This window comes from Shewanella metallivivens (assembly GCF_028750675.1).
Classification (GTDB): Bacteria; Pseudomonadota; Gammaproteobacteria; order Enterobacterales; family Shewanellaceae; genus Shewanella; species Shewanella metallivivens.
Genome location: NZ_JAQQPZ010000003.1, coordinates 183,179 through 208,131 on the forward strand (window position 1 = coordinate 183,179; position 24,953 = coordinate 208,131).

Here is a 24,953-nt window from a genome sequence, read left to right on the forward strand (position 1 = left end):
AAAGTGTGAGTTACGTCACCCGATCAACAAGCTGCAGTCGTTTGGTTTTTTTGAAAAAAAATTCACTTTTTTAAAAATAAATTTAAAAAAATGTCATAAATGGTGCATGTAAGAGGTTTTTAAGATTCAAAATGGTGCAGGAGCCATGGCACTAAGTGACACCGTGGAGGAAATATATTGATTTAATCTCGACTAAACTGAAGCATAGAACAATACAGTCTGTTGATTGAGGAGTTAACTCTGTGGGTGTTTCATTGACTCGTTGTAGCACACAACACAATTGCGGCCGTTATGCTTAGCACAATATAAGGCTAAATCAGCGCGGTGAATAAGGGGGTCAAGACTTAAGTCGTGTTTGTCGGCACAGCTTATGCCACAGCTCACCGTAATCGAAAAATCATGACCAGAGAAACGCGTATTGATAGCCTCTACCTCTGCTCTTAAGCGTTCGGCAAAGTCTGCTGCTGATTTAAGATCTTGTTTGGGCATAAATATCGCAAACTCCTCACCGCCCATGCGGGTAAATACATCATTAGGCCTGAGTAGCGACTCAATCACACTGGTAAACTTTTTTAATGCCCAGTCACCTGTAGCATGACCAAATTGGTCATTAATGTTTTTAAATAAATCCAAATCCATCAACAGCACAGAAAAAGGCTCGGCTACCGCTTGAGTTTGAATAAATTCGTTTTCAGCAAGCTCCTGGCCAGTACGGCGATTATAAATACCAGTTAACCCATCACGCTGTGCTTGCTTCATAAATTGATTGCGTTGCAGCCAGGCTGAAATCAGCAGTAATAATAAACCAACTGACACACCAACGAGCAATGTCGAAAACATAATTGACGAGCTTTTGTCTTTTATAAACAGATCTTTTTGCTTCATCAACAACTCGTGGTCTTGCATCAGACTGTTGTTTTCTCGGTTTTTCTCTACGCTGTCAAAACGAGCCATCTGATAAGCGTTTTCTTTCACTTTTTGCTCGTTTAATATCTGTAAACTCAGTGCATTAGCAACCACTTGGTACTGATAAGCTTTATCAAACTGACCACGTTTTCCTGCAACCAACGATAAGGTTTCATTAGCACGCTTTTTTACTAACAGGTTATTGGGTGCTATCGGCTTGTCATTGACTTTATTAGCATACTGCTCGGCTTCTTCAAAACGGTTTAAATAGAAGTAGGTCATGCCTAAAAACGAGTGAACTTCGTTAATCTCAACTTCAAATTTAAACTTTTTGTAGTTGGCTAACGCGTTTAATAATAATGATTCGGCTTTATCATAGAGGCTGTTTTCATATGCAACAATTGCCTGCCCTTTTGTGGACATTACGGCAATTAACGGGAAACCATGTTCACTACAGTACTGTTCTGTGTCGGTAAATAAATTTGAAGCCAAATCGAATTGTTTTGTGCGTAGATTCGCCACGGCATAATACAACATCGAATAACACTGGTTTTTAGGATTTTCACCTTGATTTAAATTCAGGGCCAATTGCGATATTCGCAACATTTCATCATAAGCTTCGAGCTCAAGATACACATTTAATAGCCGGTTGTAGGTCGCAATTTTAATGCTGTTATCTTGATAATTATCAATACGAGCTAAATTGGTTTCTAACAAAGTAAAGGCGCGTTTGTAGTCTTTTAAGCCAATACTGGTTGTTACCCGATATAAATATATACGAGTGATGATATCTTCAGTCGGATTAAAAGTTAACGCGGTGTCTAAAGCGTCATCTGCAGCAGCATACTCGGCTAAATAGATATGTTTTAAGCTAAGCAGCATGTACAAACGGCTTTTTTGTATCATCGACAGCTGGTCTTGACGCGCTAACATTGAATTTAATTTGGCGATGGCACTTTGAGTGTCAGTGTGCATAAAGTTTTCAACAATATCGAGCTCATCATCCATTTCATTGGCGAGCACAATTCCTGAGCTGTATAATATGAACAGCACAGTGATAACGACTTTAATGAACACTTGCATCAACAAGGTATTACGGCTTAGGTGTTGTAACAATCTGGAACATTTTCATCTCTTCGTCACCCGCTAATTGGCGGATACGCGCTATGTCACCCGACATTACCGCTTCAATTTCTTCTTCGGTAATGCCATTTGCTTGCATCACCCCAATAGGATCGTGTTGATACGCTTCTAATAATTCTGCATCTGTCCCTAACTGAGTAAAAAATTGACTTAAATTCGACATATCGTGCCCTTAGTGTTGTAGAAGTATTCTCTAACCAAGATCCATTTCACTGATGCCTAACTTTGCAAGCATGGCAGGGTTTAATGCTAATGCTTGCTGAGGCGGGATCAATAATGTGCTGATGGTCGTTAACCGAGCATCAGGTAAATCAGCCAAGGCAATATGCTCTACTCTTGGCGATTGCACTGCTAAGTTTGCAGCTTCATATATTATCACTTGATGATCAATAGGATACCACTGTGATAAATGTTCAACTAAAATATGTAATCTCTGCTTGGTTGTGGAAAATTGTGTCAATGTATGTTCGCCCGCGAGCGCTATTTGCCACAACACTACGTGAGTACAAGGGTTGGGGACATGTTGGTACAACATAAACTGGGTGGCTTCATAGCTTTGATAACCACTATTGCCGGGATCGATACCTAAATCCGCCCATAAACACGCCTCAGCTGAAACACCTGCAAGCATTTTAGCGCTAAAACCTAGCTGTTTAGCTTGTGCTATTGCTAAATGTGATACGCAAGAAAATACCCCCGGATGGCCGTACAAAGCACATACCACCCTTTTATTTGCTCGTACCTCATCTAACATAGCATCAACCATCTGCTGATAGGTGTTGCGACGGTTTTTTATTTCCCCTGCTTGTGCGTAATATCCTTGTAGCGAGCGCACATCAGCATTCAAGGTTGACAACCATCTATCGGCGAACCCATCGGGCACCAATGAAAAAACCACGTCAGCAAGCTCAATATAACTCATGGCTAACTGGCCTACTTGCCCAGCAAGTTGTACTCCAGTCCCCACACACACTAGCTGACCTTGTCCTTTTACGGCAGTTAGCTGCAAGTTACACCTCAATATGTCATCCTATTTTTGTTGATAATCAAAGCAACTAAATAGAAATAAAACAAAGACTAAATCACATATTTATTATACGAATATTTCAATTGATTATGCTTTTAAATTAAACAATTTAATGATTATTTACCAACTTTATTAACATATAAGTGGTACAAAACACGCTTTTGAAGGAATTGTGCTCATCACGATTACTGGATAAGCTATTTTCCAACATGTAAAAATGGCCTGAAAAGCCTTATAAAACTGAGTTTTTCAGCTACAAAACGATGACGTTAAAACTGACGTCACGTCTCACCGTAATATGTTGCGCGTAGAGAGTAACCATGAATCAGGATGGGTATTATTACAAAAAAGAAGGAACTTACGTCGCGATATTCACTCAAAGCCACAACATCTTCTAATCGGCCCTTGTCAGCATAGGGACAGCTTGGGTATGATGACCGACAGAATTTAGGAAGTAGCGCAGACAATGATAAACAAAAAACAAAGTCTTACCCTTGTAAGCGCAGTAGCGCTTTCACTCTCAATGAGCGGATGTAGTGTTTTCGACTGGTTAATTTATAAGCCTGATATACCGCAAGGTAACTACATGGAAACCCAGCAAGTTGAAAAACTTCGCATCGACATGACCAAAGAGCAAACGGAGTACATTTTAGGTCGTCCGGTTTTACGTGATAGTTTTTCTGATGACACTTGGTACTATGTATACCACTTTAAAAGTGGCCGTGATGCCAGCATTACCCATAAAGAGCTAATCATTCATTTTACGGATGATAAGATCGCTAGCGTCACAGGCGATTACGAACTAAGCAGTGAGTTTAATACGCCGCTTGAGCTAAGCTCTTTGCCAACAGTCAATGAGCCTGATTTAAAGCCATTACTGCCAGAAACACGCCCAGACTCAAAACCATTGGTTGAAGAAACGCGACCAACGTTAACCAACCAGCCTGAAAAATCTAACGACCCTGATAATCGTTAATCAATCAGAGCCAAGAAAAAAGCAGAATCAATTGATTCTGCTTTTTTGTATAGCGTTAAACAATTAACTGACCTTCGCACCAGTGATTTTATTGATCCGGCCTTCATCTTTTGCTTTTTCAGCCCGTTTGCGGCGCACATCTTTAGGGTCGGCAATCAAGGGACGGTATAACTCTACCCGCTGACCAGGCTGTATCACTTCATCATGTTTAACAACCCGGCTAAACACGCCTAATTTGATGTTATCTAGATCGATTTCGGGAAAAAATTTCACTATATTGCTTTGGATAACCGCATCAATAAACGTGGTACCTGGCGCAACCATCACAGTGATAATTTTTTGCTGCTTGGGTAATGCATAAATCACATCAACGGCAAATTGGTCTGTTTCACTTGTCACGATAAATCACCTTCGCTCTGTCGGTAAATGCCACCACCATTGACGACATTAACTCTTTAAAAATTTTACCAAATGCCAAGTCGACTAATGCGTTTGAAAATTCAAAATGCAAATCAAACTCCACCTTACAAGCTTCTTCTGTCAGCGCTGTAAATTTCCATAAGCCGTGCAAATGTTTAAAAGGCCCGTTTTCTAACTCTAGCGTAATGGATTTAGCTTCAACAACTTGGTTACGAGTAGTAAAGGTTTTACTGATCCCCGCTTTACTCACATCAACCGATGCCACCATGGTTTTACCGTCAAACTCTAATACTTTACCGCCAACACAGCCGGGCAAAAACACATGATACGACTCAACATCGTTGACTAAATCATACATTTCTTTGGCACTAAATCTAACCAGCATACTTTTGGAAATTTTGGGCATCGGACATCACTATCATTAAAACAATGTGCGGATTTTATCACGTTAAACAAAAAAGGCATCCGCCATAACGCTAAATCTCACCCTTAATAACACAATAGGCAAGAAACTAGGTATAATCGTTGAAATATCATAAATCTCCCCCATATCTTTTATATCAATGGTGTTAATTTATAACCTTAATATAATAGCGTTTATTAAATGGGCTCAGAGCTGATTACAAGTCGCCTTTTTATAGGCCGCGGCAGTAATCACAACGGTAAATATAATGGTAAAAAAGAATTCTAAATCAGCAAAAAATGCCCCAGCGACCATCGCACGCAACAAACGCGCGACCTTTGAATACCGCATAGAAGACAAAATTGAAGCGGGTTTAGAGCTCATGGGGTGGGAAGTAAAATCGATCCGTATGGGCAAGGTCAATCTCGCTGATTGTTATGTATTTATTAAAGGCGGTGAAGCCTTTATGCACGGTTGTACTATTCAACCATTAAACACTGCATCCACTCACGTGGTGTGCGATCCAATCCGTACTAAAAAGCTATTGTTAAAACGTAGCGAAATTGACAAACTAGCAGGCTTAATTGAACGCCAAGGCTACACTTTAGTGCCACTGTCGATGTATTGGCGTAAAGGAGCCTGGGTAAAAGTTGAAATTGGCTTAGGTAAAGGTAAAAAAGATCACGATAAACGTGAAGACACCAAAGAGCGTGAATGGAAAGTTGAACAGTCTCGTGTCATGAAAAAGAGTAGACTGAACGGATAATAACCAAACGATGATATTTTGTTAATAGTCACTAGGTATTCGCGAAACAACACGTTATGATATAACCAATTGGGGGCGATTCTGGATTCGACAGGATTCACGAAACCCAAGGAGCATGTCGAGGGGCGGTTGGCCTCGTAAAAAGCCGCACCGTTATAGTTGCAAACGACTCTAACTACTCTCTAGCAGCTTAGGCTAGCTAGCCATCAGCCACACGTTTAGCACTTGGGCAGTGGATTTTGATGGTCACCTTACATTGTGCTAGCGAGGGAACTCCGTCCGGGGGTGAACCGCGAAACAGTACCGGACTCACCAAGTAGCATCCTGTCTTTCGGAGACTGCTTGGTTAAATAAAAGAGAGACTAAACATGTAGCGCCGAGGATGTAGGCTTTCTGGACGCGGGTTCAAGTCCCGCCGCCTCCACCAAATACCGAAAGGGCTTAGCAGCAATGCTAAGCCCTTTTTCTTTGTCTAATAGCGACAAAGTGACGTCAACCACAAAATGTTCAAACTTCGTTTGAAATAGAATCGCAAGGTTCCACCCTGCACTGGCCAAAAGGGGATCAACAGCAATCCCCTCTTGGATCTGTAGCGGGTCGCGAGGTTTGAGAAATCAAATCGGTTGGTTTGAGACAAACAACATTGCTCAAATCTCATATTGAGTGGTGCCACTTGGTTTGAGAAATTGCCAGTATAAACGATAGAAGTTAACTACTTTTCTTCATTTAACTGATTATAAAAATCACTTTAAACGTTCTTTGTTAGCTTAATGCAGAACTTTCTTACCACACTTTACTAACCCCGCAACCTTATCCTAAATCAATTTTTCAAAACATTTATTAGCGAGCGTTCCCCTTATGATTAACGTTAAATTCCTTGCCGAATTTAAGCCGGTTGCGCGTTTTTATTTCCCATTTAAATTAATGAGAGTGACTTACTTGAAGCAAATAATTTTTAGGTTACTGTTTTGAATAACAACTTTAGGAGAACCTATGAAAAACGAGTACAAGAACCCTTTCGATCACTTAGATGATCTGCTTGTGATGTTATTAGACTTCTTTGAAGGTAAGTAGGTTGAACTGGTGTATACAATATTAACACCAACAAATTTCAACAACGCACTTAACTATAAAGCATTGAATTAATTCTTTAATTATTTCAAGCAAACAAACTTAAAACGCTTCTTTTTCACCCTTTGTATTAATCCAACCCGCTGCACTACTTTCATTAAGTACAACCTTGCCATCGTTGAACACGTCCGCACTTACAAGCAAATAGTTCAATGAACCCGTGTATGTTTCACTCCTTTAACCAGTTGCTATTATTGATTGTCTCACCTCAAAATTTGTTAGTCCCGAATGTGCTTTATTAAAACCATCATTTAAGCAATCAACAAAGTATGGGACTTTTCTGCGGGAGTAGTGCCAGAATCAACAAAAAAACTCATCGTGAACAGTCCGGGTTGGTGCTGTGCACGAAGTAAGAATTATAATGAGAGGCACTATGAGTAATTTTTCACGAATATACATCCATATTTTGTTATTAAATTTTTACTATACATGACCATCACTTCAGGCTTTCATAAAAACCCTTAACACTAACCGTTTCTTTGAATTTATTTAAAAGCCGTTTAAATAGTCCCAGAGAGACAGACATAAGATTAAACGCACCCCAGAGTTGCAAATGAATTTTATAAATTATTTCGATAATACCTCTATTTGGATAAAAAGGATATTGGTATAGCAAATTCAGACTTTTTTGTTAGAGGGCAAGACTGTGACTGACAAACAGAACCTGTATTTTGAGGGGCACCATAATTGAGAAGGAACTTACGACTTCTTTGGTAATTTACATTATTCCAGACATCGATAAGTTCATTCTCTAACATGTTGCCAATAACATATTGGTCTCCAGTTACTGTAGTACAAGGGGTAACTGAACCATCCCAATTAATCACCATACTATTGAATGGCTGCCTGCAAGCACTAATTACATTCTGTACGTTTTGATGGAACTTAATATCGTCAAACTGAGGGTGATGAGGCAATGGATAATATTGAGTTACCCAATCAGGAATATCAAAATAATGACTACTAGTATTATGCAGTGATGATTGCCAATCTGAACTACAAGCCAGTAACTTAAACCAAACCTTAATATTAAGTTCGTCTGCTAATCTTTTTGCTGACTCTATTTGATGTTCATTATACTTATGAACATAAAATGCAATTGCGAGGTTAGGTGTCGTTTTTCCAAGTTTTTTCTTGGCAGCAATTAAGTTACGTATATTTTGTAAACTACGATCTAAGCTAGCACCCACTCGATATTTTTGATAAATATCTTGAGTTGTGCCGTCCAATGAAATAAAAATTGATGATAGACCAGACTTAACTAACTTTTCACAATAATCACTATCCATATCCATTGATGATAAAGTACTATCAATATGGGTATGGATATTTTTTTGAGAGCAAAGGAAAACAATATCTAAAAAATATTTATTTAAAAATGGTTCACCCCAACTATATAAATCAATTTGACGAGCAAAAGGTTTTATTTTATCGAAAATAATTTTAAAATTATTTAAACTCATCGTTTTACGTTTAATACCAGGTGACCTTACTCCTGTAAAACAAAATGGACATTGTAAATTGCATATGTTGCCAATATCGATAACATAGTGCAATGGTAAAAAACAATGATAGTCATCTGTAACAAACTTAATTATTTCTGACATTTACTATTGAGCCTTGTAAAATAAATTAGGAGTAAAAGGTTAAAATGATCATATATACAAAACCTTATCAGGTTCACCCCATAAATCATTTACTCTACGCAGCTTTCCCGCCAAGTTAATTAACAAGTTCTGATTAACTTTTTGCCGTTTATTAATAGGTGCAACAATAACGACAACAATTAAACCAATGACATATGAAACTGGTAATTCCAAAGAAACACCATCGTCACCAACTTTAAAAAATTGATTATTATGTAAAACTAATCTTGCATCTAATTCCCCCTCATGCGCGATTGAACATCGAATATATTTATATACAATTTCGGGAAATGTCATATCACCAAAAACAATTTTTCCTCTTAAAGGGTTGTTCGACACTGCATGAATAATTTCTTCATTAGCTTCAATAAAAGCTTTTATCCTGTCTCCTACACGTTTGGTCTTTGGATATGTCAACTTAGCAGTTTTATCTAAAGCAGCGATTAAGTTTAACAATGCTTCTTCAGCATTTTTCCGATGTAAAGCATCTATAGCGGATTGAATCCTTCGACTAATACTTGAGTTTTCCATATTTAAAAATCCCTTTAAAAATTTGTCTAAACAAGTAGATACTAATAAATCTGATATGTAAACAATCATCTATATATCGATAACTTCTGAGAGTCAACTTATTCTCAATCAAATGAATAATTTCATTTATCCCAAATGGCGCGATACCCAAGAACGGCCTTGCCAACCCTCCCTTAAAATCAGAATGTTTTAAATAGAGTTTTCCATTTACACTAAACCAAATGGAGAATTACATGAAAAAGACACGTTTTACTGAAAGCCAAATTATCAACATCCTCAAAGAAGGCGAGCCCAAAAATTCGTTAGATTTTTTGATTACACTAGGTTACATCGAAGATAACGATACGACGGATGTAATCGCGACTATGACCTTCGAAAACATGGATGTTTTCACAGAGCGCCCAGGGATGGGTTTACCGCGTGTCATAGAAGTGATTTCATTTGAGTATCGCCACTAGACACCTAGCACCTAGCACCTAGCACCTAGCACCTAGCACCTAGCACCTAGCACCTAGCACCTAGCATTTCTCAAAATATCCTAAAAAGTAACATTTTTATAGATTATTGACGGCTTTCCCAGAAGTGGGTTCATATGAGGCGGCGGGACTTGAACTGGCGTCCATAAAAAATCCCCGTTGATATTGCTATCAGCGGGGATTTTTTTGTTAATCAGCCTGAAGCTGATTAATGGTCACTTATAACAACTAGGTTAATCGCTATCAGCTTTGTTTTTTCACAAACTTTGATTTCAACATCATTTGACCGTTGCCATCAACTTTACAATCGATGTCATGATCGCCGTCGACAAAGCGGTTGATCACGGCTTTGGTGCCGACTTTAAGCACAAGTGATGAACCTTTAACTTTAAGATCTTTAATTAAAGTCACTTTGTCGCCTTCTGCCAATAGATTACCCACGGCATCTTTTAAAATGATGGCGTCTGGATCAACCACTTCTTCATTTGGGTTCCACTCATTTGCACATTCTGGGCAAATTAATAATGTACCGTCTGAATAAGCATAAGGAGATTCGCACTTTGGGCATGGCGGGATGACATCACTCATAAATTCACTCTCTGTTTTTTAGCTTAAATCGAACAAGATAAAGGCACTAAGGCATTGTTCAAAAAGCGTTATCGATTGGCATGAGACAGCCACTAAAACCACCTCACCTTTAATTGTAATAGTATTATAATGCTATTATCACAAATTGACTAGCCTAAGCCGTTAAGCCCAGCTCACACTCCACCATAAAAAGTGATAGATTAGCTTTTCACTTGAGGGTTTGGTCGGCCTTGATTGTCACCAAAACTGACATCGTGTTTTTCAAGGTATTCACGAATAAGCTGACGGGTAACTTGCGATGGAGTGAGATCTTGAGCCGCACACAATTGCTCAAATGCCTGCTTTTTTAGCGGGTCCATTAATACAGTAAAACGTGCAGTTTTGTTTTCCACTGGTGATGACCTTTTATTGGAACATGATAATTTGATTATAATGCAGTGATAGATTAAAGGCCATATTTCACAGCGGATATTCAATGGCACTCAGCAATACGAGTCATATCGCTAAGCAAAATCATAGTGGCAGCTTATGCCATGCTGGTTAACTGTTGTTTCAGGGCATTAAAAGTCGGTCTTGCGCTTAAGCTAGGCTGTAAGCAATCTTGTACTAATTGATGTAGCACTTCCGTCTTGGGACTATGAGCGGGCTCAATTAGATTTAGCATGTCTTCAATCATGTACCCAAACGCCCTAACCTCAATAGCTTGCATTAACACACGACGTTCGGGGCTAAACTGGTTTAAGTTAGATGCGGCGCCAAAGTCACCAAATAACACATTGCCTTGCGGATTTATCATTGTGTTATGCGCATAAATATCACCATGACTTATTCCATTTTGATGTAAATGCGCCAAAATATCGGCCATCTGAGTTGCTATTTTAATGATACGTGGCTCACTAAATCGCGTGTTTGGCTCAAAGGTATCGCGGCTACAGGTTTGCAGCGATGGCGGTAAACCTAAATTGGCGTAACTTGGCGGAATAAGTTGCATCACTAGGCCTAATTGGTCGGCCTGGTTAATTTGTGCCAGTACATTGATTAAATTAGGATGCTCACCTGCGGTTAAACAGCAATCTAGCTCGTCAGCCGGATAACCATCACTGGTGACCATGCCTTTGAATAGTTTGACAGCAACCTCATCAGTACAACGAAATTCGCCAGTTCCGTGCTGCAAAGCGATATGTGATGCTTGATAAATTAAACCAGAAGCGCCCTGCCCGAGCAATTTACCTAACTGAAATTGGTTTAGCGGTACCGTTGGGACTCGTGTGTTATCACAATGCTCAACATGACTAAAACGATTACCCGAAAAAGCCAGCCAGGCCAATTGGGGTAATTTAAATAACCATTGCGGTAATTCAGCGAGTTGATTGGCAGATAACCTGAGTAAAGCCAATTGATGACACTTTGCCATACTGGCTGGCAATGAAGTTAAACGATTACCGGCTAGCGCGAGCTTTTCAAGACGATAACATTGCCCGATACTGTCTGGTAGTTGCTCAATCTGATTATCGGTTAAAATTAACCAGCGGGTTTGTGTTGGGATTGATGCGCTTGATACCGTTCTAATTTGGTTAGCTTTGAAGCCAATCATTTCTAAGTTGGGGCATTGGCCTAGTACATCAGGTAAATGTTCAAACTGGTTATTCGACAAAAACAGGATTTTTAATTGATGTAAATCGGCAAAGTTGTCAGGAAGCGACGACAATTGATTGTCGGTTAAATCGAGCACTTCTAACGTCTCTGCTAACTCAAATAATTTAGCTGGAAACTCACTCAGTCCTTGGGCGATTTTGACTCGTGTTTGTCCGTGCAATAAACCATCATTTAATTGTTGCAGTGTGTGCATAACGCTTCTCTGTGCCTAAAATTGTCGACATAGTAATAGACAGCACTCAGGGAGACAAATTTATGGCAAAAAAAAGACCACAGCAAAAGCTGTGGCCAAGACGGATGCTAAAAACACAAATTGGGGTTGATCATTTAGCGCCACTTATTGGCATTAGCATGACAATAAGTGGATTCCTACAAAAATGCGCTTATACGCAAACAACAAAAAGATTACCCTGTACCCAAACAACCTGAAGATGCTCGATTTCAGCAATAATTTACACGCGTTTAGGCAAGACATTGATTGCGGGTAATGGTTGTTCCCTTTCCAAAATCAATAACGCTGCATTAACGCGCCTAGCATTGAATACACGGTGAAACTCTGAAACACGTTTATTCAAGTTGATTGAATATAATTAGGTTAAATTAACTCGGTTAACATGGTGTCAGCGTAAGCAACTAGCTCATCACCGTTGCGCACCTTTGCCACATAGTCTGGGTTGGCAATAAACGGACGGCCAATGGCTAACAAGTCAAACTTGTTTTCGCTAATAGCTGCGCTGCCGGTTTCTGCGGTGTAACTTCCCACACCGACCAATGTGCCGGTGTAAACGCTACGAAGGTATGCCGATATGCTACCGCCTAGGTAATCAAACTCCATTGAGTCGTCAAAAATACCGCCATGTAAAAACGCTAAATTACGTTTAGCCAACTCAGGTAGTAAATAGTCAAATACATCACGATCTCGTGGGTCGGTTGCCATATTGAAATAAGCACCTGGCGATACGCGCAATGCAGTTCGGTCTGCGCCGATACGAGCAATAACAGCATCAACAACCTCTAAGGCAAAGCGTGACATGTTTTCAGGCGTTTGACCGTATTCGTCTTCACGACGATTACTGTCGTGATGTAAAAATTGGTCAATTAGATAACCATTCGCACCATGAATTTCTACACCGTCAAAACCGGCATCAATAGCGTTGGCAGCCGCTTGCGCATAATCGTTAACCAGTTGTTTGATGTCTTCAATTGTGGCGGCTTTTGGGGTTTGGTAAACCAGTTCGCGCATTCTTGGCACTGTGCCTTCAATCGATTGAGCTGAAGCAGACAATACATCACCACCACCAAAAAAGTGTGGGTGAGCCACCCGGCCGGTGTGCCATAACTGGGCAAATATTTTGCCGCCATTTTTGTGCACAGCGTCTGTCACTACACGCCAGCCATCTATTTGTGCAGGAGTAAATAACCCCGGAGTGTTTGGATAGCCTTGCCCGTCGGCACGAATAATGGTGGCTTCACTGATAATTAAACCGGCCTCTGCACGGCGGGCATAATAATCGGCAATCTGCTGGGTAGGCACAAGATCATCATCGGCCATACAGCGAGTTAATGGTGCCATTAAAATCTTGTTTGATAATGTTAGGGTGTCATTGAGCTTATATGGCGTAAATAAATTGGCCGTCATGTGACGCTCTCCTTAATTGAATACACATTCAAGAATAAAGATATTTGAATATACATTCAAGTATTTTTTGAATAGTCGGTCAATTTTGGATAGACTCAGAAAATATGAGCTATTGCGCTTTGTTATGAACTATAAGTGGCAGAATATGAGACACGCTGAATTTGATAGAGAACGAGTATTACGTGCCGCCATGTGTACCTTTATGGTGAATGGGTACGCGAAAACCAGCATGCAAGATCTCACCAAAGCAACAGGATTACATCCGGGATCAATTTATTGTGCGTTTGACAATAAAAAAGGCTTATTCATCGCAGCGATAGAACAATATCAGCAAGATCGGACCGCTCAATTTAGGCAATTGTTTGCCAATGGCCGCTCTGCTGTAGACAATTTAACTGATTACCTGGCGCAAATATTACAAGAATGCTTAAGTTGCGACGCTACCCAGGCATGTTTATTGACTAAGTCCCTCAGTGAAATGGGTGAGCAAGATGAGCAGATTAAGCAAATCGCTTGTGAATTTTTACAATCCTGGCACCAATCATTAGCACAAGTGTTCGACACAGCAAAAGCACAACAGCTTATTCCTCAAGAGAGTGATAGCCAGTTTTTAGCTCAGTATTTAGTCATGGGAATTTACGGATTAAGAACGGTAGCACACACTCAACCCAACGTAGAAGTATTACAACCCTTAGCAGATAAGCTGCTCGCGGATTTAATTAGACATTAAAAAAGACACTTGCGTGTCTTTTTTATTATTAACGACTCAACATGATTGATTAGCCAACAGTGCGCTGCGAATAAACGCGCTCACCTAGCGAATTCAATATTGTGCACTCACCTTCGAGTACCGCAATAATTGACTTACCACGACGGAATGACTCAGGGATCATGACTCGTCCAGATTGACTTACTGGTAAATCAGTCAATACAGCGTTGTACATTTCAAGACCTGCTGGAGCATCATAAAATAACACGGTGACTGTCGCATTTTGTGCTTGAACTGCTTTAGCAGATTCAGATTTCATATTAGGACTCTCATTTCTAGCATTCTATATCTAAGTGTAGAAATGATATTGATAGTTGCAAATCATCAATACATCTCAGGGTAAAATAAGGAGCGATCCTCAGGCATTACTCCTGAGTATCTCTCACAGAGAAGTCCTTTCTCCTATTATGTTTTTGGCTATCATTGATAACACATCAGCAAATTGTAGTATCGAATACACTTACTTGATACATAAACTTAACACATCAGAGGTGTAAATATGAGTATTTCTATGTGGCTCACATTCCTTCACAAAGCAAAATATGATGATACTTATCGCGTTATCGACAGTATTTCGACAATAATTATGCTCTGCACCTAAACACATCGGCTTATTCCTGCTAGAATCGGCGGCACTTTTACGACTTCCATTTCCGAAATATAACGAGATTAAGATGGGCAGAGCATACCAAAACCGTAAAGAATCAATGGCTAAAACAGCCGGTCAAAAAACACGCCTTTATTCGCGCTACGGTAAAGAAATTTACATTTGCGCCAAGCAAGGTGGTGTAGATCCAGATGGCAATTTAGCACTACGCAGCTTAATAACCCGCGCTAAAAAAGACCAAGTGCCAGCACACGTCATTGAACGTGCAATTGAAAAAGCGCGTGGCGGTGGCGGAGAAGATTACGACACTGCACGTTACGAAGGTTTTGGCCCTGGCGGCTGCATGGTAATTGTTGACTGCTTAACCGATAACGGTAACCGTACCTTTACTCAAGTTCGTCAAGCTTTTGTAAAAAATGATGCCAAATTAGGTAGCCCTGGTACTGTTGGCCATATGTTTGAACATCAAGCCGTATTTGTTTTTGAAGGTGAAGATGACGAAGCCATTCTTGAATTACTGATGATGGCAGAAATTGATGTCACTGATGTTGAATTAGAAGACGGTATGATCAGTGTATTTGCACCAGTATCTGAATTTAACAATATCAGAACCGCTTTAACAGATGAGTTCCCAGAAATCGACTTTAAAGTTGAGAACTTATCTTTTGTGCCACAAACAATGACAACCATTAGTGGTGAAGACATTGAGACATTTGATAAGTTTATTGCCGCATTAGAAGACTGTGATGATGTTCAAAACATTTATCATAACGCTGAAATTGACGAAGAATAATCAACTTTAGCAACAATCAAAAACGCAGCCCTTAGGCTGCGTTTTTTGTGTTCAAATGGATTAACGAAGGTCCATCTCTTGTACTTTTTCATAAGCAATTTCAGGCGCCGTAACATCAGGCTTTTCATGTAAATCTGCTTTAAGTTGACCTTTGCGGTGTTTCAAAGCTGCATCTAATTTTTTTGCAGCGCTGGTAATGGCTGGATACATGACTGCATTATTACCTTTTGCAGCAATTCGAGTTCCTTCATAGTTAGTACGAATTTCAACATCAAATTCACCGTGCTCTTTAGCAATAATGATGTCTAACGAAATAAGCGTTGGGAAATGGCTAGCTATTTTAGCGAATTTTTCTTCTACGTGTTGTTTGACAGTATCAGTAACATCAACATGGTGACCAGAAAGATTTATTTTCATAGATTGTCCTTAACAGAATTTACTTGCCAAATTTATCGCGTTGTACAAATGCATGCTGACATAAATAACTAAGTTGTACAAATGCATGCTGACATAATTAGACATGGGGCATGTGGGTAAAATCACAAGTGGTCAATTTAAAAATATGAAGTATGTACCACCAGCAAGTGTTTAAAACCAACTCGAATGGGCTATATCAAATAGACCTAACCCTTACATTGATTAAACATCAGATTACTGATTAAGTATAGACACATTTTTAACGACGTTGGTTGCAACTTTCGTGTTGTTTATACAAATGGTGATAAACCCATCAATTACTCCGTAAAAGCAGTTAATTTATAAGCAAATGTACCGATTTTATTTTTTTATATTAAGTCGAATTAATCATTATTAGGATCCATCATGGCATCAAAACAGCTCCAAATTGACATTGTTTCAGACGTAATGTGCCCGTGGTGCATTGTAGGATATCGTCGCCTTGAGCTTGCATTAAGCCAATTTGACGACCTTGATGTCACGTTAAAATGGCACCCTTTTGAGCTGAATCCCACAATGGGGCCAGAAGGCCAGCATTTAGGCGAACATATTGCTGAAAAATATGGTTCGACCCCAGAACAAAGCGCTCAAAACCGTCAACGATTAACCCAAATGGGGGCCGATTTAGGCTTTGAGTTTAAGTTTTCAGACTCATCGCGAATTTATAACACTCTACTTGCCCATCAATTACTGTACTGGGCAGCCGGCTCTGGTAAGCAAACTGAGCTAAAACTGGCATTGTTCACAAGCTACTTTACCGAGCAGGAGAACCCAGATGATATTGAAGTGTTAGTCGAAGCCGCCACTGGTGTTGGGTTAGATGCAGACGAAGCCCGCGCCATATTAACCGACAAGCGTTATGAAAAAGCGGTCAAAGAAGAAGAGCAATTGTGGATCAATCGCGGAATTCAAGCTGTGCCGGCCATCGTGTTTAATCAGCAATATTTAGTGTCTGGAGCGCAAGAGCCCGCAACTATTGCAGAGTTAATCGCTAAGCTCACTGCAGACGCGGCATAACTCAACATAGCTTAAGCCTAATGACTAATACCAGTCCGTATTAATAAGTGACCACTCAGAATGTGCTGCGTTTTTTGATTAAGGCATCGCTATGCCGTAATGGTTGTTCCCTTTCAAATAGCGATAACGCAGAGCAAAAACGGCTGGGCATTTCTTTCAGGCGAGTCATCACTGACTATCGCACAATGGTTTAACAGCAGTTTAAACGCATTTTTCGATCGGCTTCATAGACTTTTATGTGCGCTTGGTGTTGAATCTAGCATAACAAGTTATCGTTTCACTCACCTTCGCTCTGAAATTAAACGATACATTGAGTTGTAATATACACCACAACGTTAGTGGTTTTGGGAGTACAGAATGGGTTTTAAAACAACGGTAAATTGGCAGTCTTCACCCAGTGAAGAGGGTGAATTTAATCGCGACCATCAGATCAAATTTGGTACAGGGCAAACTATCGACGCATCTTCGGCACCTGAATATAAAGGCAATGCCGATAAAGTGAACCCAGAAGAAAGTTTACTGGCGGCATTATCGTCATGTCATATGCTGACTTTTTTAGCGATTGCGCATTTAAAGCGACTGCCCGTGTTGAGCTATGTTGACAATGCCACTGCCGATTTAGGCAAAAATGAGGCGGGCAAAATAGCGGTAGTAAAAATGACACTTGAGCCAACTGTCATTTTTGCTGAAGGCGTTGAAGTCGACCAAGAAACCTTAGATAAAATACATGAAAAAGCGCATGCAAACTGTTTCATTGCCAATTCAGTTGCCTGTGAAGTCGAGATTAAAACACCTCAAACAGCACACTAATTCTCGTTAGCTCAAGTATCATGTTTCATCATTGATAAAAATGCCCCTACCCAATTGGATTTGGCAGGGGCATTTTTTACTTACAGGCTGAGCTTACAAACCGAGCTGACTGCCTTTAATACAAGCAAGGCGAACAGCAAGCCTATTTGGCTTTGATGTCACCTGCTTTGCCTGTTTTTGGCATGGGTAGCCCTTGTAATGGCGAAATAGGTTGTTGTACCAATTCATCTTTCAAGTAACTGATTGCGGCCTCAAGCTGGGCATCTTTGCCACTAAAGGTTGCATAAGGTAAGTTATCCACTTCAATGTCTGGCTCAACACCGTGACCTTCTACAATCCAACGGCCATCGATTGCGTACTGTGGGTACTCTGCCACTCGTGCCATGCCTTTGTCGGTAACTGAGTTTCGTCCCGATAACCACACTCCTGCACCGGCAGTTTGTTTACCAATAATGGGGGCAATATTCAGTGCACGAATACCCGCAGAGAAGGTTTCGCCGTCTGAGTAGGTCATTTGATCGGCCAATACCACCAAATGGCCTCTAAACGTCTGTTGCATGTTCGCATTAGTGCTGCCATGGGTTGGCTGCCAAAATGCCCAAGCACGACGGAGCAGTTTTTCAATAATCCAACTGTCGATATTGCCACCACGATTGCGGCGCACATCAATGATTAAGCCGTCTTTGTCGTAATTGGTATAAAACTCGCGAGCAAAGCTTTCAATATCACCTGAGCCCATGGCATACAAATGTAAATAACCAATATTACCTTTAGACGCTTTAGCCACTTTGGCGCCATTGTGCTCAACCCAATCAAGGTAACGTAACTTGGCGTCTGTACCAATGTCGTGTGGTATTACTACGGTATTAAGTACCGTTTTGCCACGCTGTAGCCCTAATAGCACTTGCTTGTTGCCTTGGTTGCGTAGCAATTGGGTCACATCTGCTACGGAGTCGACATTTTTACCATTAATAGCGCGAATGATATCCCCCTCTTGAGCATCCACTTCAATACGTGCAAGCGGTGATCCAGACAAAGGTAACTCGCTGTCGGTTTGATAAATGTGGCTGATCACCACTCCTTTATCAGTTTGCGTGAGTCTTGCGCCTAACGCAGCAGCTTTAGCCGCATCTTTATCTTGGTCAATGTCACCGCCCCGCACTTGCGAGTGCAGTGAGTTCAGTTCTCCCATCATTTGAATAAAGATGTCATTAAGCTCATTTCGGTCAGTGAGCCTGTCGACCAGTGGTTGGTATTTGGCTTTGGCGGCCTGCCAGTCTACGCCGCGCATGTTAGGGTCAAAAAATGAATCACGGTGCATAAGCCAAGCATCTTCAAAAATCTGTTGCCATTCTTGTTGCGGTGAAATGCTTAACTGCCATTGTTCTGTGCTCACTTTAGCATTTGACACGTCACTCGGTAACTTATCACCGGCATCGACAATCATGATATTTTTAGGATCTGACTTTTTACGCAGCATAAGTTTACTGCCATCTTTTGCTAACGCATATTGACCAACATCGTCGCTAAAGGTGTCAACTTTTGGCTGCAGTGCATCAAACTTAACCAGCTTTAACTCGCTTTTATCTTGATGACCATCGAGCAGATACAACTTATCTTTAGTGGCGGTTAAGCTGCTGTAGTTGCCTGCATCGACTGGTACTTGCCATAAACGTTGATTTAATCCATCCCAATCAACTGTGGTTTTAGCGGGGTTATCTTGATCTTTCTTATCCGCGTTGTTCGTACCTTTGTTAACGGTAAGCTCTGTCGGTTTGGCAAATGGGAATGTCGCTTTAGCATCTAGGGCTAAAGCAAATATTTGGGTGCGTTTATCAAAAATAGGCCCCATATTGCGGTCACCCCAAGGCGAACCTGGATTGGCTTTAAACTCGCGGTTAGATAAAAAGTACAACCATTTTCCGTCATGACTAAAGCTAGGGGAAAACGACTCGTATTTGTCTGTGGTTAAGGTTTGTGCTTTAGACTCATTAATGGAATACAGCACAATTTGCGGACGCTGTTTGCCGATTTCTGATTTAGTTAACGCAATAAATTGGCTGTCGGCCGACCATTTAATGTCTTGATAAGGGCCTAAACCTTCACCGTTTTTGATAATTTTTTGGTTGTTATTGCGAGTTAAATCCAATAACCATACATTGCCCATGTAATCGTCGTGTACTAAATAACGTCCATTTGGCGATAACGTTAAGCTGGTACGCAATGTGTTGCCGTCTTTAGTCAGTTGCTTAGCACCTGCTGAGCCGTCTGCTGGATATTGCCAAATTTCTTGTTCGCCAGACGCATCGCTAATGCCATAGACCCACTTGCCATCGCTGCTTAATAACGCGTCCCGCACACGGCTATTGGCTGGTGAGTCTATTTGCACCAAACGACGGCCGTCGTTACTGGCAATCGCCACATGGCTGCGTGCGGTAATCACCACATTGTCACCTTGTTGAGCAAACACGGTCGAGGTGGCGTAATCCATTGGGTCATTGACCCATTGTTCACGGCGGTGAGCAAAGTCGCTGGTGAGCTCGATATCTAGGGTGCTTTCGGCCATGTCGGCTAGATTGAGTAGCTTAATGTCGGCGCCTTGCTGAAATACAATGCGGCCATTATCAAGTTGGGCATCACGCACCTGCCATTGGGTGTATTGGGTATGCTGTTTGATGTCTGTGCCATCAACACTCATTGACCAAATATTGTCATTACCGGATTGGTCACTCACAAAATACACTCGTTGTTGCCATAGCATCGGCTGCTTGACAGAACCTTCATGAGTGGTAGTTAATTGCTGTGCTTCTTGTTTACTGCCAATTTTATAACGCCAAATCTCACCTTTGGCGCCGCCACGATACACTTTGGCGTTGTCGCCACTGACCTGTAAGCCAAACTGAGTAAAATAGACATACTCACCTTTATCATCGATAACGCCTTCAACGGCGTCGGCTAATGGTAGATCAGTAACCGTTAATGTTTGTGGATTAACGGTTTTGAGTACCCAAAAATTAGCGGGACCGAAAGCGTTATCAGTGGAATATAAAACTTCACCTGCTGCAGTCCAGCCTTGCAGGCGCACACGGCTGTTTTCAAAACTGACTCGTTTGGCCACACCGCCCGCTATCGGCATCACATACACTTCGTTTGCGCCTTCATAATTGGCGGTATATGCCACCCACTCGCCATCTTTAGAAATGGTGGCATCGAGCTCTTCAGCTGTGAGGCTAGTTAAACGGCTGGCTTTCGTTTGATTAAGTTGCGTGCTCCACAAGTCGCCTTCTGCAGTAAAGACTAGCGTTTGGTCATGCAGTGCGGGGGCGCGGTAATAGCCTTGATTTGAGGCATTGGCGAAGATCATTGATGAACAGGCTAATGTGCTTAAAGCTAACATGCAATGGGTTACTGAGCGGCGAAGTTTCATGGTGAGGTGTTTCCTTTACTCGGTCTAAGGCCTTGGTATTATTTAACCTGAGCCCAGGTTATTTATTCACGTTATCAGAGTTATGTCATTTTTTGCAGTGCAAAAATGTAACGAAAAGCGGCTAAGCATTATTCGCTTAGCCGATGGTAGTGTTGTACGTTAATTAATTATTGCGAGGTTAGCTGCACTTTAATTTTTTGATATTGCTCATAAAGTGGATGCGCTGGGCTCAAAAGCTCAGGAAAGCGTTGCTCCATGGTTATCATATAACCTTCAGCTTGCTTTAGCTTATTGTCTGCCATTAACGCCTGCAATCGCGCAAAAGCGACTTCAGCAGTATCAAGCTCAATATGACCTTTAGGGTTACTTTCGAGTTGCTGCTTCATCAGTTTAAGCTCTTTTTCTTGCTGGCGTATCGGCAAAGCTGCTGCTTTTCGCTGCGTAGCTTCAGCATCGGCAACCTTTTTAGCCGCTTGGGCTTGCTGTTGTGATTCTGCTAGCGCTTGTTGTGAGACTTCGCGCGTTTGCATTTTGTCAGCGAGCACATTGTCGCTTGAGACAGCTTCTTCAGCAGAGGCGGGATTCACATTTTTATGCGTTGGTGTGACTCCCCCCTTCGACAAACCTTCAATGGCAATGGATTGTTCAACGGCGGCATTACGAATCGTTTCACTCGAAGATTTGCTCATCACGTTGTCAACATCAAACCGTTGAACGTCCATCTGCTGTTTAGGCAATCCTTTTTCAAGGTTTATGCCCACTTGTTGCTGTAGACTCGGGCTTAAAATAAACAACCCAACCACTATTATCACCGAAGCTGCTGTAGAAAATAGCCCAGCATTGCGTCGCCATAATGATGGTGTGACGTCACTTTGCTTAGCGACAACATGACGAGCAGCCCTGGCTTTTGCCAATATAGCCTCGTCTAACTCAGCTGAAGGCTGTTCCAACGATTGCTGATGATAAACTTGCTTGATTTCAGTATGTAATGCAGTGAACGCTGCATCATCTTGTTGTTCACTCATCATCTTGTCTCCTGCAGTTTATTAGCAATACATTGCTTAATACTCTGATAAGCATAACGAATCCGACTTTTAGTCGCTTCTAGGGTTACATCGGCAATGTCGCTGATCATCGCGGCGGTCATGCCCATTTCAATATTGAGTAAAAATGCTTCTTTTTGCACTGCAGGTAAATGAGCAATGCAGGCTTTCATCATATTGAGCTGCTGCTGTTGCTGTAATTGCGACTCTGGCGCATTGAGGTTGTCAGCCTCAAGGTTATCCATTTGCTGCTCATCCGCGAGTGGGCTGATGTTATCGAGCGGCTTTACCACTCGCACATGATCAATCAGCAAATTATGGGCAATTTTATACAACCAGGTGGTAAATTTAGCCTTAACTTGATATTGCGCCGCCGCATTCATCACCTTACTCCAGGTGTCTTGATATAAGTCCTCGGCCAATTGCAGATCATGTATTTGGCGGACAAAATAGCGATACAGAGGGCCTTTGTGTTTGCGATATAAGGTTTCGAATGCATTAATATCGCCAGTCTGGTAGTCGAGCATGAGCTGCTCGTCACTACCAACTTGAGGCACTACAGTGTCATCCTTTGGCTGTGCATCTTTTGACTGAGTGAATGTTGGCACCATTTTATCCTTAATGTGGGTTAACCCGCTTTGCAACCTGACTTGCTGGCATTGCCTCTGCTGACTGCATCGACAGCACCTTGGCGTTTTTTAATAGCTGTACAAATTCATGACGATAACCAAAACGGTCTTGGCCCATTGCGGATTCTGCAAGTGTAATTAACTTAGCATAATCAGTATCGTGGACATAATGATTATGGTTTAATAATTGACCAAATCCCGCCACTGCAGCGGCAAAACGAAGATCATCACTGGCTTGGTGCAAATGGCTTAATTGCTGCTGTTTAGTAATAGGGTAAGTTAATAATTGGCTTGCTTGGCCGCCAATGGCTTTATAGCGCAATTTTAAAAAAGCCACTTCATCACTTACCGCTCTTGCCTTGTCATCGGTCGTTGTTGATGCACGATAACGCAGCGGATCAATCAACTTGTTTTGGCTATCGTTATAGCGCAATTCGTATAATGCCGTGACACTGTGGCCCGCACCAATCTCGCCTGCATCAACGGCGTCATTATTAAAATCGCTGCGATTTAATAAGCGGTTTTCGTAACCAATTAAACGGTATTCAGATACCATTGCGGGGTTAAATTCAATTTGCACTTTAACATCATGGGCAATGGTTAATAATGTCGCACTGAGTTGGTCGACCAATACTTTACGCGCTTCATTTAACGTGTCGATATAGGCATATTGGCCATTGGCTTTATTTGATAACTGTTCCAATAGATGGTCATTATAACCACCATTACCAGAACCTAAGCCAAAACCTAATGTCGACAAACCGATACCTGTTTTACTGTGAGCCGCCACATAGTCCACCAACTGTTGATGGTTGGTCATCCCCAAATTAAAGTCGCCATCGGTGGCTAAAATAACTCGATTAATGCCATTTTCAATAAAATGCTTTTGCGCTAATTGATACGCCAACTGTAAACCTTGGCTACCATTAGTGCCGCCTTGAGCATTGAGTTGATTGAGTGCACTGCTGATGGCCGTAAAATCATTACCGGCAACCCCATCAAGCACCACCCCACTGGCACCCGCGTACACCACAATTGAGACTTTATCTTGCGCCGACAATTGCTGGCTGAGCATTAATAGTGCTTGTTTTAATAATGGCAGTTTATCGTTTGATGACATTGACCCAGATACATCTAACAACAACACCAGGTTACTGGCACCAAGTTGGCCTGTGGCAATATCATAGCCTTTAATACCAATGCGTAATAATTGCGTGTCTTGATTGTAAGGCGATGGCGCCAATTCTGTGGTGACATTGAAGGGCACGTCGGCATCGGTCGGTGCAGGGTAATCATAACTAAAGTAGTTAATCAGCTCCTCGACTCGCACACTATTTTTAGCGGGTAATTGGCCTTGATTTATTAGTCTGCGAGTGGTGCTGTAACTTCCGGTATCGACATCGATTGAAAACGTTGAAACTGGCGTTTCAGCCGCCACCATATTGCCGTTTTGCACCACTGAAGCAAATTTATCATTATTGATAGGTGCAGAGCTAAGGTGGCGCTCATCACGATGCATTGGCATGACACCGGCCATCGTCTTAGCTTGATTAAATTGCTGGCGCTCTTTAACTAATCTTTGAGCTTGTCCTGGTGCAGAAAGCTCCATTTCAGCATGGTGTGGCTTTAGTTGGTAGTCACTTACTGGTACGTCTTTTGGGGTGGCGATAGGCGCAGGATGACTCATTGCGGTGTGAGTCTGGGCTTGTTGGCGCTGAGTTGAATCGTTTGACTCTTGCGCGCAGCCGCCAACCATAGTGCTACTGATAATGAGCGCCAAAAGGCTCTGGTTAAATGCTTGCTGATAATCCTTCATAATCGTGCCCTTTTTAGAATGTTTGTTATGTCGCTACTGACTAATAACGAACGCAAATATAAAAAGGGTTATTTAAATGATATTTTTTGTCCGCCCTAAAACACTACAGAAGAGTTTTCGATTTTAGAAACTGAGTGTTAGCCTCAAGAAACACTGAAGTGAAGCCAATCGCGCACGGCTTATGCTATTATCTAGCCCCTTTTTTATCGCCTTAATATTGAGGTTAATCACTTGGGTTATTTATCCGGTGAATTAACAAAATATACTAATAGAATAAG

24 protein-coding genes and 1 other RNA gene are annotated in these 24,953 nt (G+C 41.4%); 8 read left to right on the forward strand and 17 right to left on the reverse strand.

Annotated features, from left to right (window positions below):
* Nucleotides 1-234: 234 nt before the first annotated feature.
* From PQR79_RS06110 to PQR79_RS06120, 3 genes are read right to left on the reverse strand one after another with little or no spacing between them, the layout of a single operon-like run.
* Nucleotides 235-2,022 carry a tetratricopeptide repeat-containing diguanylate cyclase gene (locus tag PQR79_RS06110; protein ID WP_274408421.1) on the reverse strand — a complete coding sequence of 596 codons (1,788 nt, stop codon included), beginning with the start codon at nt 2,020-2,022 and terminating at the stop codon, nt 235-237.
* A complete protein-coding gene (locus PQR79_RS06115; RefSeq protein WP_238107047.1) occupies nt 2,000-2,212 on the reverse strand; it encodes a hypothetical protein in 213 nt (70 codons plus the stop codon). Before PQR79_RS06115 ends, PQR79_RS06110 begins: the two co-directional genes overlap by 23 nt.
* A gap of 30 nt (nt 2,213-2,242) precedes the next feature.
* Nucleotides 2,243-3,058 (reverse strand): SAM-dependent methyltransferase, encoded by an 816-nt coding sequence (locus tag PQR79_RS06120; protein ID WP_238107046.1) that lies wholly within the window; start codon nt 3,056-3,058, stop codon nt 2,243-2,245.
* A 484-nt stretch (nt 3,059-3,542) separates the two neighbouring features.
* Here PQR79_RS06120 and PQR79_RS06125 point away from each other — a divergent pair, with 484 nt between their 5' ends.
* Nucleotides 3,543-4,052 (forward strand): outer membrane protein assembly factor BamE, encoded by a 510-nt coding sequence (locus PQR79_RS06125; protein ID WP_238107045.1) that lies wholly within the window; start codon nt 3,543-3,545, stop codon nt 4,050-4,052.
* Between the two features lie 63 nt (nt 4,053-4,115).
* On the opposite strand, the gene PQR79_RS06130 is transcribed toward PQR79_RS06125, so the two are convergent.
* Both PQR79_RS06130 and PQR79_RS06135 read right to left on the reverse strand, forming a co-directional pair.
* On the reverse strand, nt 4,116-4,451 hold the full coding sequence (locus PQR79_RS06130; RefSeq protein WP_238107044.1) for an RnfH family protein: 336 nt from the start codon (nt 4,449-4,451) through the stop codon (nt 4,116-4,118).
* Complete coding sequence (locus PQR79_RS06135) at nt 4,441-4,878, reverse strand: SRPBCC family protein (RefSeq protein WP_238107043.1); 438 nt, start codon at nt 4,876-4,878, stop codon at nt 4,441-4,443. Before PQR79_RS06135 ends, PQR79_RS06130 begins: the two co-directional genes overlap by 11 nt.
* A 265-nt stretch (nt 4,879-5,143) precedes the next feature.
* Here PQR79_RS06135 and smpB point away from each other — a divergent pair, with 265 nt between their 5' ends.
* Together smpB and ssrA are read left to right on the forward strand one after the other, a co-directional pair.
* Nucleotides 5,144-5,641, forward strand: a complete 498-nt coding sequence (gene smpB, locus PQR79_RS06140; protein WP_238107042.1) for an SsrA-binding protein SmpB — start codon at nt 5,144-5,146, stop codon at nt 5,639-5,641.
* Between the two features lie 71 nt (nt 5,642-5,712).
* Nucleotides 5,713-6,068: a transfer-messenger RNA gene (gene ssrA / locus PQR79_RS06145) on the forward strand.
* 1,288 nt (nt 6,069-7,356) lie between these two features.
* On the opposite strand, the gene PQR79_RS06150 is transcribed toward ssrA, so the two are convergent.
* Both PQR79_RS06150 and PQR79_RS06155 read right to left on the reverse strand, forming a co-directional pair.
* A complete protein-coding gene (locus tag PQR79_RS06150) occupies nt 7,357-8,379 on the reverse strand; it encodes a radical SAM protein (protein ID WP_238107041.1) in 1,023 nt (340 codons plus the stop codon).
* A gap of 48 nt (nt 8,380-8,427) precedes the next feature.
* Entirely contained in the window at nt 8,428-8,949 is a 522-nt protein-coding gene (locus PQR79_RS06155) for an Rv1289 family protein (RefSeq protein ID WP_238107040.1), read from the reverse strand.
* Nucleotides 8,950-9,182: 233 nt separating this feature from the next.
* Here PQR79_RS06155 and PQR79_RS06160 point away from each other — a divergent pair, with 233 nt between their 5' ends.
* Entirely contained in the window at nt 9,183-9,407 is a 225-nt protein-coding gene (locus tag PQR79_RS06160) for a hypothetical protein (RefSeq protein ID WP_238107039.1), read from the forward strand.
* 261 nt (nt 9,408-9,668) lie between these two features.
* On the opposite strand, the gene PQR79_RS06165 is transcribed toward PQR79_RS06160, so the two are convergent.
* The 4 genes from PQR79_RS06165 to PQR79_RS06180 all read right to left on the reverse strand — a co-directional run bounded on the left by PQR79_RS06165 (nt 9,669) and on the right by PQR79_RS06180 (nt 13,308).
* Nucleotides 9,669-10,013: a zinc ribbon domain-containing protein YjdM gene (locus PQR79_RS06165; RefSeq protein ID WP_188917732.1), complete on the reverse strand. Its 345-nt coding sequence runs from the start codon at nt 10,011-10,013 to the stop codon at nt 9,669-9,671.
* A 200-nt stretch (nt 10,014-10,213) separates the two neighbouring features.
* On the reverse strand, nt 10,214-10,405 hold the full coding sequence (locus tag PQR79_RS06170; RefSeq protein WP_188738798.1) for a ribbon-helix-helix protein: 192 nt from the start codon (nt 10,403-10,405) through the stop codon (nt 10,214-10,216).
* A 134-nt stretch (nt 10,406-10,539) separates the two neighbouring features.
* Nucleotides 10,540-11,862, reverse strand: a complete 1,323-nt coding sequence (locus PQR79_RS06175) for a protein kinase (protein ID WP_238107038.1) — start codon at nt 11,860-11,862, stop codon at nt 10,540-10,542.
* Nucleotides 11,863-12,264: 402 nt separating this feature from the next.
* Nucleotides 12,265-13,308, reverse strand: a complete 1,044-nt coding sequence (locus tag PQR79_RS06180) for an alkene reductase (protein WP_238107037.1) — start codon at nt 13,306-13,308, stop codon at nt 12,265-12,267.
* A gap of 145 nt (nt 13,309-13,453) precedes the next feature.
* On the opposite strand from PQR79_RS06180, the gene PQR79_RS06185 reads away from it, so the two are divergent.
* The gene (locus tag PQR79_RS06185) at nt 13,454-14,038 is read left to right on the forward strand and encodes a TetR/AcrR family transcriptional regulator (protein WP_238107036.1); all 585 of its coding nucleotides are present in this window, start codon (nt 13,454-13,456) and stop codon (nt 14,036-14,038) included.
* 49 nt (nt 14,039-14,087) lie between these two features.
* Here the strand turns inward: PQR79_RS06185 and PQR79_RS06190 are convergent, their stop codons facing one another.
* The gene (locus PQR79_RS06190) at nt 14,088-14,336 is read right to left on the reverse strand and encodes a TIGR02922 family protein (protein ID WP_238107035.1); all 249 of its coding nucleotides are present in this window, start codon (nt 14,334-14,336) and stop codon (nt 14,088-14,090) included.
* Between the two features lie 415 nt (nt 14,337-14,751).
* Between PQR79_RS06190 and PQR79_RS06195 the strand changes: the two genes are divergently transcribed.
* Nucleotides 14,752-15,477: a YebC/PmpR family DNA-binding transcriptional regulator gene (locus tag PQR79_RS06195; protein WP_238107034.1), complete on the forward strand. Its 726-nt coding sequence runs from the start codon at nt 14,752-14,754 to the stop codon at nt 15,475-15,477.
* Nucleotides 15,478-15,537: 60 nt separating this feature from the next.
* Here PQR79_RS06195 and hpf read toward each other — a convergent pair whose 3' ends face one another.
* Nucleotides 15,538-15,894, reverse strand: a complete 357-nt coding sequence (hpf, locus tag PQR79_RS06200; RefSeq protein ID WP_160053720.1) for a ribosome hibernation-promoting factor, HPF/YfiA family — start codon at nt 15,892-15,894, stop codon at nt 15,538-15,540.
* Nucleotides 15,895-16,299: 405 nt separating this feature from the next.
* Here hpf and PQR79_RS06205 point away from each other — a divergent pair, with 405 nt between their 5' ends.
* A complete protein-coding gene (locus PQR79_RS06205; protein WP_238107033.1) occupies nt 16,300-16,950 on the forward strand; it encodes a DsbA family oxidoreductase in 651 nt (216 codons plus the stop codon).
* A 357-nt stretch (nt 16,951-17,307) separates the two neighbouring features.
* A complete protein-coding gene (locus PQR79_RS06210; RefSeq protein WP_238107032.1) occupies nt 17,308-17,760 on the forward strand; it encodes an OsmC family protein in 453 nt (150 codons plus the stop codon).
* 142 nt (nt 17,761-17,902) lie between these two features.
* On the opposite strand, the gene PQR79_RS06215 is transcribed toward PQR79_RS06210, so the two are convergent.
* The 4 genes from PQR79_RS06215 to PQR79_RS06230 form a co-directional block, all read right to left on the reverse strand.
* Nucleotides 17,903-21,187 carry a S41 family peptidase gene (locus PQR79_RS06215; RefSeq protein ID WP_238107031.1) on the reverse strand — a complete coding sequence of 1,095 codons (3,285 nt, stop codon included), beginning with the start codon at nt 21,185-21,187 and terminating at the stop codon, nt 17,903-17,905.
* Nucleotides 21,188-21,354: 167 nt separating this feature from the next.
* On the reverse strand, nt 21,355-22,215 hold the full coding sequence (locus PQR79_RS06220) for a hypothetical protein (RefSeq protein ID WP_238107030.1): 861 nt from the start codon (nt 22,213-22,215) through the stop codon (nt 21,355-21,357).
* Nucleotides 22,212-22,757: a sigma-70 family RNA polymerase sigma factor gene (locus tag PQR79_RS06225; protein ID WP_238107218.1), complete on the reverse strand. Its 546-nt coding sequence runs from the start codon at nt 22,755-22,757 to the stop codon at nt 22,212-22,214. Before PQR79_RS06225 ends, PQR79_RS06220 begins: the two co-directional genes overlap by 4 nt.
* A gap of 91 nt (nt 22,758-22,848) precedes the next feature.
* The gene (locus PQR79_RS06230; protein ID WP_238107029.1) at nt 22,849-24,675 is read right to left on the reverse strand and encodes a vWA domain-containing protein; all 1,827 of its coding nucleotides are present in this window, start codon (nt 24,673-24,675) and stop codon (nt 22,849-22,851) included.
* Nucleotides 24,676-24,953: the final 278 nt, after the last annotated feature.

Coding starts and splice junctions, on each gene's coding strand:
- hpf (WP_160053720.1), bottom strand. CDS start 15,894: ATGAAAATAAATCTTTCTGGTCACCATGTTGATGTTACTGATACTGTC.
- PQR79_RS06150 (WP_238107041.1), bottom strand. CDS start 8,379: ATGTCAGAAATAATTAAGTTTGTTACAGATGACTATCATTGTTTTTTA.
- PQR79_RS06215 (WP_238107031.1), bottom strand. CDS start 21,187: ATGAAACTTCGCCGCTCAGTAACCCATTGCATGTTAGCTTTAAGCACA.
- PQR79_RS06190 (WP_238107035.1), bottom strand. CDS start 14,336: ATGAAATCTGAATCTGCTAAAGCAGTTCAAGCACAAAATGCGACAGTC.
- PQR79_RS06155 (WP_238107040.1), bottom strand. CDS start 8,949: ATGGAAAACTCAAGTATTAGTCGAAGGATTCAATCCGCTATAGATGCT.
- smpB (WP_238107042.1), top strand. CDS start 5,144: ATGGTAAAAAAGAATTCTAAATCAGCAAAAAATGCCCCAGCGACCATC.
- PQR79_RS06220 (WP_238107030.1), bottom strand. CDS start 22,215: ATGATGAGTGAACAACAAGATGATGCAGCGTTCACTGCATTACATACT.
- PQR79_RS06115 (WP_238107047.1), bottom strand. CDS start 2,212: ATGTCGAATTTAAGTCAATTTTTTACTCAGTTAGGGACAGATGCAGAA.
- PQR79_RS06230 (WP_238107029.1), bottom strand. CDS start 24,675: ATGAAGGATTATCAGCAAGCATTTAACCAGAGCCTTTTGGCGCTCATT.
- PQR79_RS06125 (WP_238107045.1), top strand. CDS start 3,543: ATGATAAACAAAAAACAAAGTCTTACCCTTGTAAGCGCAGTAGCGCTT.
- PQR79_RS06175 (WP_238107038.1), bottom strand. CDS start 11,862: ATGCACACACTGCAACAATTAAATGATGGTTTATTGCACGGACAAACA.
- PQR79_RS06210 (WP_238107032.1), top strand. CDS start 17,308: ATGGGTTTTAAAACAACGGTAAATTGGCAGTCTTCACCCAGTGAAGAG.
- PQR79_RS06160 (WP_238107039.1), top strand. CDS start 9,183: ATGAAAAAGACACGTTTTACTGAAAGCCAAATTATCAACATCCTCAAA.
- PQR79_RS06195 (WP_238107034.1), top strand. CDS start 14,752: ATGGGCAGAGCATACCAAAACCGTAAAGAATCAATGGCTAAAACAGCC.
- PQR79_RS06165 (WP_188917732.1), bottom strand. CDS start 10,013: ATGAGTGATGTCATCCCGCCATGCCCAAAGTGCGAATCTCCTTATGCT.
- PQR79_RS06225 (WP_238107218.1), bottom strand. CDS start 22,757: ATGCTCGACTACCAGACTGGCGATATTAATGCATTCGAAACCTTATAT.
- PQR79_RS06205 (WP_238107033.1), top strand. CDS start 16,300: ATGGCATCAAAACAGCTCCAAATTGACATTGTTTCAGACGTAATGTGC.
- PQR79_RS06135 (WP_238107043.1), bottom strand. CDS start 4,878: ATGCCCAAAATTTCCAAAAGTATGCTGGTTAGATTTAGTGCCAAAGAA.
- PQR79_RS06180 (WP_238107037.1), bottom strand. CDS start 13,308: ATGACGGCCAATTTATTTACGCCATATAAGCTCAATGACACCCTAACA.
- PQR79_RS06185 (WP_238107036.1), top strand. CDS start 13,454: ATGAGACACGCTGAATTTGATAGAGAACGAGTATTACGTGCCGCCATG.